This window comes from Phenylobacterium sp. (assembly GCF_036495085.1).
In the GTDB taxonomy this organism is placed as follows: domain Bacteria; phylum Pseudomonadota; class Alphaproteobacteria; order Caulobacterales; family Caulobacteraceae; genus Phenylobacterium.
Genome location: NZ_DASXNL010000169.1, coordinates 1 through 12,767, shown reverse-complemented (window position 1 = coordinate 12,767; position 12,767 = coordinate 1). Strand labels below are relative to the sequence as shown.

The following is a 12,767-nucleotide window of genomic DNA, read 5'->3' as shown; positions in this document are numbered from 1 at the left end:
CTCCGGCGATACGGCCGGTGGTTCCTCGGGCTGGCCTTTAGAGCCCGAACTCCGACATGTGGACGACGCGCTTTTCCCGCGCGCTGAGCTCGGCGGCTGCGCCCATTGCGACGGCGCGCAGGCCGTCTTCGGCGGTCACCTGCACCGGTCCGTCGCCGGCCACCGCTTTGAGGAAGGCTTCCAGCTGATAGTAGGTGGCTCCATGGTGGGACCCCGCGTCCAACGCGGCCTGATCGACATCGATGTGGGTGGTCTGCACCTGCTTCGGCTTGCGGAATCCGACCCTTGGGGAGAACACGAGGTCGCCGTCGGGGATCAAGGCTTCGAGTCGCGCTTTGTCACCCACCGCGGCCAGCTCTTCCTGGTTCCTGGCGCCCTCTGCGAACATGTTGAGGTCGAGCATGGCCCGCTGGCCGCCGGCGAAGTCCACGACGGTGTAGCTGTTGTCGATGATGTCTGGCGTCTCGCCGCCGTAGCGCTCGTCCAGGTGGTTGACGTCCATCGCGCCCGAACAGAAGACGCGCACCGGCTCTTCGCCGACGATCAGGCGCATGAGGTCGAAGAAGTGACAGCACTTTTCGACCATGGTGCCGCCGGTGTTGCGGCTGAAACGGTTCCAGTCGCCCACTTTCACGAGGAACGGGAAGCGGTGCTCGCGGATCGAGAGCATGACCAGGCGTCCGACGCGCCCTTCCTTGACCTGATCGATGAAGGCCGCGGCCGGGGGCATGAAGCGGTATTCCATGCCGGTCCAGAAGACCGCCTTGCTCGCGGCTGCTTTCTCAACCGCCCAGCGCGCGTCTTCGACGGTGGTGCAGAGCGGTTTCTCGCACAGGATGTTGACCCCGGCCTCGAACAGCGGCTCGAGCACCTGGCGATGGGTGAAGTTCGGCGACGCGACGATCACGGCGTCCAAGCCGCCCGCGGCGAGCATGGTCTGAGGATTTTCGAAGATTTCCGGAGCCCGGCCTTTCGCTTCACGGGCCGCGGACTCCAGCGACGCAGGGGTCGGATCGGCCAGGGCTGCGATCTGGACCTGGGGAAACAGCAGGAGGTTGCGGATGTGCTCTCGGCCCATCATTCCTGAGCCGACAATCCCAACCCGGACGCTGTTTTTCATGCCAATTGCCCTTTTCCGAAACGATGCGTGGTGCGCCCAATGACTGTGGCCTTGTTGAATGAACCCTTCCCGCTGGGCAAGACCGGCATAAAGGTCTCGCCGCTGGCCTGGGGGATGTGGCGCTTCCGTGGCGAGGACGTTGTGGCGGCGCAGGCCCGGGTCGAGGCGGCGCTGGCGGCGGGCATGACGCTGCTGGACACCGCCGACATCTACGGACCCGACAACAACGAGCCGTTCGGCGCGGCCGAAGCCCTGCTGGGTCAGGTTCTGAAAGCCCAGCCATCGCTACGCGAGCGGTTCGTACTGGCGAGCAAGGGCGGGATCGTCATGGGCACGCCCTATGATTCCAGTCCCGCTTACCTGGCTGGCGCAGTCGAGGCCTCGCTCCGGCGGATGAATGTCGAGCGGATCGACCTTTGGCAGATCCATCGCCCTGACAGCCTGGCCCACCCGGCTGAGGTCGCCGAGGCCCTCGCGGGCCTGCGCAAAGCCGGCAAGATCGGCGAGGTCGGCGTCTCTAACTACACCGCTGCCCAGACGGCGGCCCTTCAGGCGCATCTGCCGTTCCCGCTGGCCTGCATCCAGATCGAGTTCTCTGCGCTGACGATTGACCCGCTGACGGACGGGACCCTCGACCAGGCGCTAGCCACCGGCATGGGCGTGTTGGCCTGGTCGCCGCTGGCGCAGGGCCGACTAGGCGACGGCGAAACGGCGGACCCTCGTGTTCGTGCGGTCCGCGACGCATTGGACGCCTTCGCCAGGGCCAAGGGCGTCTCCCGTACGGTCGCCGCCTACGCCTGGATCCGGCAGCATCCGAGCCGCGCCATCCCCATTGTAGGCTCCCAGCAACTCGCGCGCATCGCCGAGGCTGCTGAGGCGCTGAGCGTCACTTTCACCCGGCCCGAATGGTACGCCGTCCTGATCGCAGCTCGAGGAGTTCCGCTGCCGTGAATACCCTGCCTTGCGAAGTTTCCTGGTTCTCCGCGCTCTGCGACGACGATTATGAGTTCCTGGGGGTTCCGGACCCGCTGCTCCAGTCGAGCTGGGAGCATTGCCGCAATATTGCGCTGACGGCGGAGAAGAGCGGGTTCGACAACATCCTGCTGCCGTCCGGCTATGCGCTTGGTATCGACACCCTGGCCTTCGCCGCCGGCATCGCGCCGATGTTGAAGAAGATGCGCATCCTGGCCGCGATCCGTACGGGAGAGATGTGGCCCCCGCAGATGGCCCGCCAGCTCGCCACCCTCGACCAGATGATGGGTGGTCGGTTGACCGTGAACATCATCTCCAGCGACCTGCCCGGAGAGACGCTGGCCAGCGCGCCGCGCTATCGCCGTACGGTCGAGGTGATGCAACTCCTCCGAACCCAGCTGAACGGCGAACCCGTCGATTTCGAAGGCGAGTTCTACAAGATCAAGGTGGATCCGCCGCGCGTCCGCACCGTCTCGGGGCGTTCGCCGGCGTTCTATTTCGGCGGCCTGTCGGAGGACGCCCGAGAGGCCGCGGCGCAGGGCTGCGATGTCTATCTGATGTGGCCTGACAAGATGGAGGCGGTGAAGGAGATCGTCGGTGACCTGACGGCGCGCGCGGCGAAACACGGCCGCAAGCTGAAATTCGGCTATCGCGTCCATGTGGTGGTGCGCGAGACTGAAGAAGCCGCGCGCGCCGCGGCCGATAGGCTTCTGTCACGGCTCGACGCGCCCACGGGCGAGGCAATCCGCGCCAAGTCTCTGGATTCGACGTCGGCCGGGGTTCGCCGCCAGGCGGAGCTGCGCGAGGCCGCTTCCGATGACGGATATGCCGAAGAGAACCTCTGGACAGGCATAGGGCGCGCGCGCTCCGGCTGCGGCGCCGCCATAGTCGGAGATCCAGACCAGGTGCTGAAGAAGCTGCAGGCCTATCAAGCCCTGGGCATTGAGGCCTTCATCCTGTCCGGTTACCCGCACCAGGCCGAATGCGATCTCTTCGCCCGCCATGTCCTGCCGAAGCTGCACCACGGGCCGTTGTCGATCGGATGAAAGGCGCCCGACCTAGGGGCCGTAGACTTGGTCACGCCAGGCGGCCAGCCGAGCCGACGATTCGTCTGCACTGATCGCCGGCCGGAACGTGCGGTCGTGGCGCACGAAGCCGGCGGTGTCGGATGGCGTGAGTAGGCCTACGCCTCGCCCTGCGCAGATGGCGGCCCCACAGGCGGTCGCTTCGCGCAGGACGTGGCGCGCCACCGGCGTGCCAAGTATGTCCGCCTGGGCCTGCATAAAGACGTCGCTGTTGGTCAGCCCGCCGTCGGCGCGCAGGACGTCCGGCCGGCTGAGGCCACTCTGAGCGTAGATGTGCTCGATCACTTCGCGAACGCGGAACGCCACGCCCTCGACACCGGCGCGGGCGATCTCACCTGGGCCCGTGGCCAGGGTGAGCCCGCCGACGAGGCCCCGCCGCCCAAGATCACCGTGGGGTGCGCCCAGGCCCTGAAGCGCAGGCAGCATTACGACATGACCGCTGTCGGGCGTGGTCGCGGCGATGGCTTCGAAACGGCTGAAGCTACCCAGCCGAAAGCTTCTCCTGAGCCAATCCAGGGCTGACCCCGCCGAATAGACCATCCCTTCGATGCAGAACCGGGTCTCTGCGCCAACCGACGACAATATGAACGGCGGAATGGTCGGTCCGCCGTAGACGAACTGGGCGCCGGTGCTCACGTCCACCGTCGCCGAGGTGCCGAGCGTGATCTTGCAGGCGCCGGGCGCTTCGGCATCCTGACCCACCAGGGCGGCCTGCTGGTCGGCGATGTTGGCGGCGATCGGTGTCGCAGCGCCCAGGACGGCGGGATCGGTGCGCGCCATCTCCCCCCAAGTGTCCACGAGCGCGGGGAACGCACTCTCGTCCAAACCCTGATGTTCGATCAGCGCAGCGTTCCAGTTGAAGGTCCCCAGGTCGAGATATCCGGTGGGCCATGCCTGGCTGCGGTCGGTGACGTGGGCCGCGCCGCCGCTTAGCTTCCAGATCAGGAAGGAATCGATGTTGCCCCATGCCAGGCGACGTTGGGCGAGCAGTTGCGCCCGGTCGGCCACCCCGATCCAGAGTTCCTCCAGCTTGGCGGCCGCTTGCTGGGCGACGATCCCGTAGCCGGCTCCCCGCAGCTCGCTCGCCCGCGCTGCGCCGCGCAGGTCGCTCCATACCACCAGAGGCGTCAGGGGTTGGCCGGTGGCGCGATCCCAGAGCACGAGACTGGTGCGCTGCGACGTTATGCCGATGGCGGCCAGGTCGTTGGCGTGGCGGCCCGCACCGGTGAGGGCGCGCCGGATCACCCGGCGGGCCGAGCGCCAGATGCCTTGCGCATCCTGCTCGACCCGTCCCGGTGCGGGCGTCATCGTCCGCACCGGGGCCGCAGCCTGGCTTAGCCGCTCGCCGCCGGGCGCGAACAGGCAAGCCGTGAGGGTCGTCGTGCCAACGTCGAGACCCAGTAGAAGCTCAGGCATCGGGTAGCAGAGCGCCGGGGTTCATGACCCCAGTCGGATCCAGCGCCTTCTTGATGCTCCGCAACAGACGTAAACCTTCCGGGTTGAGTTCCTGTTCGAGATAGTCGCGGCGCACCCGGCCGACGCCGTGATGGTGCGCGACGCTCCCGCCGCCCTTCACTGTAGCTTCCATGATATGGCGCCAGGCCTCGAAGTACGCGCCTTCAAGCGCCGCGGCCTCCGCGCGCTGGACCGCGAAGGTGAAGTAGAGATTGAGCCCGCTTCGGTAGACATGCGAGCTATGAGCCGAGGCAGCGAGGCAGCCTTCCATCTTGCCGACCGCGGCCGTTGCGGTGTCATAGATCCCGGCGATCCGGTCCCATTGGGCGGAGATCTCAACGGTGTCGGCCACGATGTTGCGGCTGAGGAGCTGGTCCCAGCCCGCGACATGGTTTCGGTTCTCCAGCCAGTGTTCGACGATGGTCTCAGGCAGGGGGCTCAGGCCGGCTGAGGCGGCCATCTGGGCGACGGCGGCCTTCTCGACGTCCACCAGTTCCTGTGGGCCCTCGTGGACCATGATCACAGTGCAGTTGCGCGCCGCCTCGTGCAGTCGGCGGCTCTCGCGCTCGTCGTATTGGCGCACGACCGGCGGCCGCCAGCCGGTCTGCACGATCTCCCGCTGGAAGTCGAAGCCGGTGCGCATGTCCGGTGCTGCGAAGGCCGATCGCGCGCGGGCCGGCGCCGCGCGGCGCAGGGACAGGGTGACGCCGGTGACGACCCCCAGCGCGCCTTCGGAGCCCAGCAACAGGTGGCGCAGGTCCGGCCCCGCCGATGCTCTTGGGCCCTTGCCAAGCGTAACCAGCTCTCCATCGGGCATCACCGCCTCGACGGAATAGACGATGTCTTCGATGTTGCCATAGGCGCTGGAAAACTGGCCCGAGGCGCGCGTTGCGATCCAGCCGCCGACGCTCGACACCGCGATGGACTGCGGCCAGTGCCCGATCGTCAGACCCTGGGCGGCCGTTTCCTGCTCTGCTTCCATGCCGTTCTTGCCGGCGTCGAAACTCGCCAGCAGGTTTTTCGGGTCGATGAAGCGCGTGCGGCTTAGCCCGCCGAGGTCCAACAGGATCGCGTCGGGCGTGGTCAGCACGCCACCAACCACCCCACTGCCCAGGCCGAACGTGATGAGAGGGGCTCGCGCCGCAGTGGCGATGCGCACGACGGTCCGCACTTCGGCGACCGTCGTCGGCCGCACGACGCAGGCGGGGAGCGGGGCTTCTCCACCGACGCGATCGCGCAGGTGGCTGACCATCCAGTAGTCATGGCGTCTGGATTTCAGCGTGGCCTCGTCGACCGCCACCTTGTCCTGACCGAGCGCGGTCAGGAGCTGCGACACGTAAGCGGCGGACATGGATCAGGCCTCGTTCTTTACCGGGTGCAGGGCGGCGCGGCTCGCCGTGTTCAGCGCGCGGCAGGCATCGATCTGACGATTCGTCTCCTGAGGCGACCAACCGAGGAGCCCAGCCATCTCCGTGGCCGCCGGGCCCAGCGCGTCGAGGCCCGCATTGTGGTCGAACCAGGCGCGCGCGCTGCGACGCACCCAGTAGTCCTCAAGGGTGACGGCGCCCTCAAACAAGACCGCGTGGCGGGCTTCGACGATCGGTCCCGCGCCGCCGGCGGCGAGGTCCTCCGCTTCGGCGCCGTAGAGGCCAACCAGGCGTTCTGCGGCGTCGCGCGAGCCCAGCTTGGGTTCGAGGCGCGCCAGCACCACGGCCGGATCGAGGTCGCCGCCGATCAAGGGGGTTTGCGCCGTGGCAGCAGCCAACGGCTCCTGGCCAATCGCCTGCTGCACCATATCCACGATCCGCTCGGCCATTTTGCGGTAGGCCGTGAGCTTGCCGCCGGCGATGGAGAGCACGCCGGCTGGCCCGGTCCAGACCTCGTCCTTGCGTGAGATGTCCGAGGCCGACTTACCCTCCTGGGCCACCAGGGGACGGACGCCCGACCAGGCCGCGACGATGTCCTGGTGGCCGAGCGGCGGCGTCGCAAACCGCGCCTGGGCTGCCGCCAGGAGGTAGTCGACGTCGGCAGCTTCGATGGCAGGCCAGTAGTCGCTCTCGGGATAGAAGGTGTCGGTGGTGCCCAGGTAGGTGAACTCTCCCTTCGGCACGGCGAACACGCTTCGGCGATCCGAGGCGGGCATGATGATCGTGCGAGAGACCGGGAGGCGGTGACGTGGGACCACAACGTGGACGCCCTTGGTCAGCTGGAGTTGCGTCCTGGCCGCGCCGTCCTCCAACCGCCGTACGGCGTCGACCCACGGCCCCGCGGCGTTGACGATCACACGTCCCGACAGCCGCGCCCGGTCGGCGTCTTCGCTGGAGAGCGCGTCGCTGAGCACGACGCCAACCGCCTTGCCGTTCTCGACGATGAGGCGGCGCACCGGGGCATAGCTGATCACCTGCGCGCCATAGGCTTTGGCGCTGCGGACGTTGGCGAGCGTCAGGCGGGCGTCCTCGGTGAGATATTCCGGGTAGACGACGGCGCCGGAGAATTCGCGGGCCTCGACCGTCGGCTCGCGGAGCTCCAGATCGCGCCGGGTCCAGACCTCGTGCCGGCGATCCTTCGGTACGCTCCCAAGCTTCTCGAACGCCCACAGTCCGGCCCGCAGCTTCGCTGTGACCGCCGGTGTCTTGGCCGGGATCACGAAGGGGGTCTGGCGGGTCAGGTGGGGGGCGATCCGTTCCACCGCCTTGCGTTCCGAGGCCGCCTCGTGGACCAGGGCCAGGTCGCCCTGCGCCATGTAGCGCAAGCCTCCATGGATCATCTTTGAGGATCGGCTGCTGGTTCCAGACGCGAAGTCGCGGGCTTCCACGAGCGCAACCTTCAGACCGCGCATGGCGGCGTCACGGGCGACCCCGGCTCCAGTCACTCCCGCGCCGATCACGATAAGATCGAACGACTCCCCGTCGAGCCCATCGAGCACCCGCCTGCGGTCGCGGAAGTCCAACGCGCCACTGTCCATAACTGCCCGTACCTGTTTGAGTCCAAATCGCCGGACACACTCTACGAAGCACGCCTCTGGGCCAATGCTCATCGCGCGCAGGGCGGCGCGGGGTGAGTCCTGAGCCGGTGCTGGACCGGTTCCGCCTGAGCGCCGAACCTAGCCGCAGCGAGCGTGTAGCGCCGCGAGTGCGACCCAGGCTGAGAGGCACGCAAGCTGCTGCTCTTTGCGCCAAGGCCTGCCGGCGGTCACACGAAAGGCTCGCAACACGCTGTCGATATCTGCTGAGGGTTTCCGCAACGCCTTCGACGCAGCCTCCTGGAGAGACTTCTCGTCCATTTCAGCGACTTGAATACCGCTTCGACGGAGTGCAAACCGCAGCGCCTCACGCACGGCGAGTCCTTCGGCGACCGCGGGATGTTCGGGTGCGGAGAGGCTGTACGCCAGCAGATCAGTGATCCAGCCGGCGCGATTGACCAGTAGCGCCGCGGTGACAGGCTCGTATCTCGCTTCCTCTAGCCTCCGGACAATGTCGCCCAAGCCCTGCGCCGCCAGTTGGCATTGCCGTTTGCGCCCTTCAGCCACGGCCGCGGCGGCGCCGGCCGGGACACCGTCACTGGGACCTCGCTTCATTTCGGCGGCGAGGTGATACGGCTCGAGCGAGAGACGATCTCCTTGCGCCGCCGTTGCGAGAAACGAAGACATGACGACGCAAGGCTCGCCGTCCTCAGCGGTGACGCCGATGACCACGCTGCCGCCTCGGCCCGCGCGAAAACCCAGCCCGATGGGGGTGGCGCCGCTTTGCCGCTCCCGCCTCATGGGTGCGTCATCACCGGCGCAAGGCCGGGGCCCAGGCCCTCAAGGCCGAGCGCCTTGGCAAGCAGCAAGGCGAGTTCACGCCGCGCCGGATCCTGGTGAATCTGGAAATAGCGCGCCCAGGCGAGGAGGCGACCCTGTTCGTCAAGCGGCGGTGTCGTGGCGATCTCCCGCATTCTTGCGTCGAACATCTTCGGGAAGTCCGGCACGCGGCCATCGACATCGGTGAAGCCGTACTCACGAGCCAGGTCGGAGGCGAAATGAATGAGCCCCGCCTTACGGCGTACGTCGGGATCGGCGGTCAACGCCACTACAGCGCGGCCCACAAGTCGAGGAGATTCGGATTCCGCGAAATAGGGGTCTTTCGCTACGGCCTCGGGCCAGGACTCTTCGTGGACTCCAAAGTGGTCGAGCACGGCCTCTGAACGAAGAAAGCCTGGCGAGAGAGAAAGGGCGGTGACCCCGGTTCGCGCCAGCTCAACGGCCATTCCGTAGGCGAGGCGGGCCAGCGACGCCTTGACGAGGTCGTAGAGGATGTTCCCGCGATATCCCGCGAAATGGCCGTCGATCACTTCGACGATCAGGCCGTGGTCGGCCTCGACCATCAGCGGAGCCAGATGTCGGTTGGTGACGATGTGGCTGATAAGGGTCTGGTCGAGATAGGCGTGAACCTTGGCGAGATCGATGTCCCAGAAGGGACGCCCCCAGGCCATCAGGGAATCGGCGCCCCAGATGCAGTTGACGAGCACGTCCAGGCGCCCGGCGTCTCCCCGTACCCGGGTCGAGAGGTTCGCCACCTCTTCTTCGTGGGTGTGGTCTACACGCACCGCGACGGCGCGACCGCCGGCCTGTTCGATCAACGCGACCGTCTCGTCGAGGGTCTCCGGGCGATCCAGGCCCTTGGGATGCCCCGCGGCGCTGCGCCCCGTGCAGTAGACAAGGGCTCCGGCCTCACCAAGCGATCGGGCGATGCCTCGTCCGGCGCCCCGGGTTGCTCCAGCCACCAGGGCCACCTTACCGGCCAGGCTCAAGCCTTCTGGGGTCATGCTCACGGCATCCTCCACTGCAGCCTTGGCGGCTTGGACGAACCCCTCTATTCTGTTTATAAATGAACATTCACTCATAAATAAGTCAAGATGCCTCGCCCTCGACGGATCAGCGATGCGGCCGTGCTCGCAGGGGCGCTGCGGGTGATGTTCCGCAACGGGCCCGCGGAGTTCACGCTGGCGGCCGTCGCGGCGGAGGTGGGGATCGCGCCTTCGACGCTGCTGCAGCGGTTCGGCGACAAACGAGGGCTGATCTTGCGCGCCCTAGCCCAGGACAACGGCGAGTTCGCAGCCGTCATCGCCGAGGCCCCGCGGATGCGCGGACGCGCTTCGGTAATCAACCTGTTCCGGCTGCTGACTCCCGACATCCAGGATCCCGACGTACTGGCCACCGGACTGCTATGGCTGCGCGAGGACTTCCGCGACCCGGAGCTGAACGCCCTGGCGCGCGAACGTTGGCAGATGCTGCGAGAGGCGGTCGCCGAGCGGTTGGAGCCATTGCCGGTGGCGCCGGAGCTCGCCGCCCGGCTAATCGAGGCGCAGTGGCAGGGCGCGTTCAACCAGTGGGGCTTCTTCCGGGAGGGACGGCTGCCCGACTTTGTCGCAGAGTCGCTGGAGGCCTGGTTCGACCTCGCCGAAGCCGGCGGCCGTTAAGCTGCGACAAGGCTACCGGCCGAAGGCGCCCGTGACTCGAGTTCGGCCCAACGCCGCGATCGCGACATTGCGGCCTGGTGATCGCCTGGGCCAATCGCGGTGGCTTCCGTGGGACGCCTAGGACCGACGCCAGAGCCAGACGATTCCGGCGCCGAAGAGCACGGCGACGCAGCCCGCCATTGCCGCGAAGAGCGCGTAGTCGACAACAGTTAGCGTACCCATGTTATTGGAGTAACATGTTTTTCGAGCATTATCTGCACTTTTCGCCAGGACGGCGAGCGACCCGGTCGGCCACGTCATCAGGATTCAAACCGCTGACGATCGGCCGATAATCCGGAATGGCCACTCGCTCGCCTGCGGCCCGGAGCCGTTCGGCTAGGGCAGGGGTGACGCCGCGCCGCCAGCGGCGCTCCGATCCCCTTCGGTGGCGGTTATCTCCGCAATCAGGCGATCGTAGCCGGCGATGTGCTCGCGAACCCGGGCGAGCGCGTCTGTTGTGCCACCGACATTGTTGGCGCGAGTGCGAAGGCTGCTTTCTAGAGCCTCGATCTGGCGCATCAGGCCTTCGCGCTGCTCCGCCCACCCTGTCAGAAGCCGGGCCAGCGCTTCGGAATTCACCCGGCGCCGCGCGCGGTAGAGGGCCTGACGTTCCGCGTTGGATAGAACCATTTCCGTTACGTAACGACGTGCCCGACGTGCGTCAACTTGCGTTACTAACAGCCGGCCTGCGCAAGGCTATCACCTCGCTCCGGACCGACCCGAAGCTCGACCGCATGGAGATCGAGAATGCGCCAGGCTGTCGAACAGCCCAGCACGTCAAACGTGCTCGCCTTCCCAACGACCCGGAAGGGGCCCTATCGCCAGCCTGAGGGCTGGCGAACGCAGCCGCTCCCTCACAACGTAGTTAAGCTGGCCACGCGGCCGCTCCCGGACCCAGAATTGGACGCCCGCCCGAGATACACCGCCGTGGGCTGGTTGGTCCCCGAAACTCACGAGTCTCGACGGGTCAGGGTGGACGCCCGTCGCCGCACGAAGGTCTGGAAGGCGCTCGCCACCGAACTGGAAGCGGCTACCGACCGAGTCGCCGCCGCCCTCGAAGGGGATGACGCAGAACTTGAGGCCGCGGTACGCGGTTATCGCATCACCGCCGGTCGTATCATGGCTTGCCCGACCGACAGCACGTCGGTCCTTCGCACCAAGCTCAGCCTCGCGGCATGGCTTGCGGGCGCCCGGTGCCCGATCTGGCTCGAGCCGGATAACAACCCCAGCAGGCTTGAAGCCATTTTCTGCGTACTGGACGCGGCTCTCTCCCAATATCACCGGGGCGAGCCAGCGCGACTTCAGAAGGCCGCGCGCCGCCTGGCGACTCGGAAAGGTTCAGCGCCGCTATAGTTGTTGGTTGACCCATATCACCCGGCCCACAAGCTCCGGCGTTCAGGCCGGAGATAGGGCCAGGGCGCGTCTGCGCCTGTAAGAAGTCTTCAATCCGGCGTGCGCTGCTGCTCGATGTATTGGCGGATAATGGCGAGTGGTGCGCCCCCACAAGATGCGGCGAAATAGCTTGGGGACCAGAGAACGCCGTTCCAGTATCGCCGCACGAGCGGAGGATGCATCCGGCGCAAGCGACGGCTGGACACCCCTTTGAGGCTGTTCACCAGGCTGGAGAGCGAAACTTTCGGCGGATAGTGGACCAGCAGATGGACGTGATCGTCCTCGCCGTCGAACTCGACCAGCTCAGCCTCGAAGTCCGCGCAGACCTTGGCGAAGATCGGGCGCATATCGTCCAGGATCGTTGCGGTGAACACCCGCCGACGATATTTTGCGACGAAGACCAAGTGCGCATGAAGCGCGAAAACGCAGTGTCTTCCCTGTCGATATTCATTGTCAGCTTCCATAGGCCAATCTAGATTCGTCTGGTGCTGCTTCGCAAGGCCAACACCTATCGGCTCTATCCGACGCCGGAACAGGCGGCGGAACTGGCGCGCACGGCGGGAGCCTGCCGGTTCGTCTACAATCTGGCCCTGGAGCAGCGCCGGGACTGGTGGCGCGCCTATAAGGCCAACACCGGCCATGCGATCAGCTTCGCCGGCCAGTGCCGCGAACTTACGGCCCTGCGCGCAGAGGTGGACTGGCTGAAGGCCGCGCCGATCCACCCGTTGCAGCAGGCGCTGCGCGACCTCGACCGGGCCTATCGGAACTTCTTTACCGGTCGCGCGGCCTACCCGGGTCCACGCAAGCGTGGTGTGAACGACAGCTTCCGCTTTCCCGATCCGGTCTCGCTCCGCGTCGAGCGCACCGGCAGGTCGACGGGGCGGATCAAGCTGCCCAGGTTCGGCTGGGTGGCGATCCGGGGCTGGTATGCTGTCCCGGGCGCGATCCGCAACATCACCCTCTCCTGCCGCGCAGGGCAGTGGTTCGCCGCCGTGCAGTGGGAGGTTGCAGTCGACGAGCCGCGGCCGTCCATCGCCCCGGCTGTCGGCATCGACCTGGGTGTGGCGGTGTTCGCCGCCCTCAGCGATGGAACCAGCATCACTCCGGCCAACCACGGCAAGAAGGCCCTTCGAGCCCTGCGCAGGGCCCAGCGGGACCTGGCCCGCAAAAAGCGCGGCAGCGCCAACCGGCGCAAGGCCATGCGGCGCGTTGCGCGCATCCACCAGCGGGTGGCCAACGCCCGC

General features: G+C 66.9%; 13 protein-coding genes. 5 read left to right on the top strand and 8 right to left on the bottom strand.

The genetic code is table 11. From position 1 onward, the window contains the following. Positions 1 to 37 precede the first annotated feature (37 nt). Positions 38 to 1,120, bottom strand: a complete 1,083-nt coding sequence (locus tag VGI62_RS18360; RefSeq protein ID WP_331505995.1) for a Gfo/Idh/MocA family oxidoreductase — start codon at positions 1,118 to 1,120, stop codon at positions 38 to 40. 39 nt (positions 1,121 to 1,159) lie between these two features. Between VGI62_RS18360 and VGI62_RS18355 the strand changes: the two genes are divergently transcribed. Further along, positions 1,160 to 2,071 (top strand): aldo/keto reductase, encoded by a 912-nt coding sequence (locus VGI62_RS18355; protein ID WP_331505994.1) that lies wholly within the window; start codon positions 1,160 to 1,162, stop codon positions 2,069 to 2,071. Further along, positions 2,068 to 3,138 carry an LLM class flavin-dependent oxidoreductase gene (locus tag VGI62_RS18350; protein WP_331505993.1) on the top strand — a complete coding sequence of 357 codons (1,071 nt, stop codon included), beginning with the start codon at positions 2,068 to 2,070 and terminating at the stop codon, positions 3,136 to 3,138. The genes VGI62_RS18355 and VGI62_RS18350 overlap by 4 nt, the downstream gene beginning before the upstream one ends. A gap of 12 nt (positions 3,139 to 3,150) precedes the next feature. On the opposite strand, the gene VGI62_RS18345 is transcribed toward VGI62_RS18350, so the two are convergent. The 5 genes from VGI62_RS18345 to VGI62_RS18325 form a co-directional block, all read right to left on the bottom strand. Continuing rightward, positions 3,151 to 4,593, bottom strand: coding sequence for an FGGY family carbohydrate kinase (locus VGI62_RS18345; protein WP_331505992.1), 1,443 nt, complete (start codon positions 4,591 to 4,593; stop codon positions 3,151 to 3,153). Further along, a complete protein-coding gene (locus VGI62_RS18340; protein WP_331505991.1) occupies positions 4,586 to 5,983 on the bottom strand; it encodes an FAD-binding oxidoreductase in 1,398 nt (465 codons plus the stop codon). The genes VGI62_RS18345 and VGI62_RS18340 overlap by 8 nt, the downstream gene beginning before the upstream one ends. A gap of 3 nt (positions 5,984 to 5,986) precedes the next feature. After that, positions 5,987 to 7,597 (bottom strand): glycerol-3-phosphate dehydrogenase/oxidase, encoded by a 1,611-nt coding sequence (locus VGI62_RS18335; protein WP_331505990.1) that lies wholly within the window; start codon positions 7,595 to 7,597, stop codon positions 5,987 to 5,989. Between the two features lie 138 nt (positions 7,598 to 7,735). Then, on the bottom strand, positions 7,736 to 8,326 hold the full coding sequence (locus VGI62_RS18330) for a hypothetical protein (protein ID WP_331505989.1): 591 nt from the start codon (positions 8,324 to 8,326) through the stop codon (positions 7,736 to 7,738). A 65-nt stretch (positions 8,327 to 8,391) separates the two neighbouring features. Continuing rightward, on the bottom strand, positions 8,392 to 9,438 hold the full coding sequence (locus VGI62_RS18325) for an SDR family oxidoreductase (protein WP_331506027.1): 1,047 nt from the start codon (positions 9,436 to 9,438) through the stop codon (positions 8,392 to 8,394). A gap of 90 nt (positions 9,439 to 9,528) precedes the next feature. Here VGI62_RS18325 and VGI62_RS18320 point away from each other — a divergent pair, with 90 nt between their 5' ends. Then, entirely contained in the window at positions 9,529 to 10,092 is a 564-nt protein-coding gene (locus VGI62_RS18320; protein ID WP_331505988.1) for a TetR/AcrR family transcriptional regulator, read from the top strand. A gap of 375 nt (positions 10,093 to 10,467) precedes the next feature. On the opposite strand, the gene VGI62_RS18315 is transcribed toward VGI62_RS18320, so the two are convergent. Further along, the gene (locus VGI62_RS18315; RefSeq protein ID WP_331505987.1) at positions 10,468 to 10,761 is read right to left on the bottom strand and encodes a hypothetical protein; all 294 of its coding nucleotides are present in this window, start codon (positions 10,759 to 10,761) and stop codon (positions 10,468 to 10,470) included. 342 nt (positions 10,762 to 11,103) lie between these two features. On the opposite strand from VGI62_RS18315, the gene VGI62_RS18310 reads away from it, so the two are divergent. Continuing rightward, positions 11,104 to 11,484 (top strand): hypothetical protein, encoded by a 381-nt coding sequence (locus VGI62_RS18310; RefSeq protein WP_331505986.1) that lies wholly within the window; start codon positions 11,104 to 11,106, stop codon positions 11,482 to 11,484. Positions 11,485 to 11,573: 89 nt separating this feature from the next. Here VGI62_RS18310 and tnpA read toward each other — a convergent pair whose 3' ends face one another. Further along, positions 11,574 to 11,987, bottom strand: a complete 414-nt coding sequence (tnpA, locus tag VGI62_RS18305; RefSeq protein WP_331505985.1) for an IS200/IS605 family transposase — start codon at positions 11,985 to 11,987, stop codon at positions 11,574 to 11,576. A gap of 21 nt (positions 11,988 to 12,008) precedes the next feature. Between tnpA and VGI62_RS18300 the strand changes: the two genes are divergently transcribed. Continuing rightward, on the top strand, positions 12,009 to 12,767 hold a 759-nt coding region (locus VGI62_RS18300; protein WP_331505984.1), incomplete at its 3' end, for a transposase.

Coding starts and splice junctions, on each gene's coding strand:
- VGI62_RS18360 (WP_331505995.1), bottom strand. CDS start 1,120: ATGAAAAACAGCGTCCGGGTTGGGATTGTCGGCTCAGGAATGATGGGC.
- VGI62_RS18355 (WP_331505994.1), top strand. CDS start 1,160: ATGACTGTGGCCTTGTTGAATGAACCCTTCCCGCTGGGCAAGACCGGC.
- VGI62_RS18345 (WP_331505992.1), bottom strand. CDS start 4,593: ATGCCTGAGCTTCTACTGGGTCTCGACGTTGGCACGACGACCCTCACG.
- VGI62_RS18340 (WP_331505991.1), bottom strand. CDS start 5,983: ATGTCCGCCGCTTACGTGTCGCAGCTCCTGACCGCGCTCGGTCAGGAC.
- VGI62_RS18335 (WP_331505990.1), bottom strand. CDS start 7,597: ATGGACAGTGGCGCGTTGGACTTCCGCGACCGCAGGCGGGTGCTCGAT.
- VGI62_RS18325 (WP_331506027.1), bottom strand. CDS start 9,438: ATGACCCCAGAAGGCTTGAGCCTGGCCGGTAAGGTGGCCCTGGTGGCT.
- VGI62_RS18320 (WP_331505988.1), top strand. CDS start 9,529: ATGCCTCGCCCTCGACGGATCAGCGATGCGGCCGTGCTCGCAGGGGCG.
- VGI62_RS18315 (WP_331505987.1), bottom strand. CDS start 10,761: ATGGTTCTATCCAACGCGGAACGTCAGGCCCTCTACCGCGCGCGGCGC.
- tnpA (WP_331505985.1), bottom strand. CDS start 11,987: ATGGAAGCTGACAATGAATATCGACAGGGAAGACACTGCGTTTTCGCG.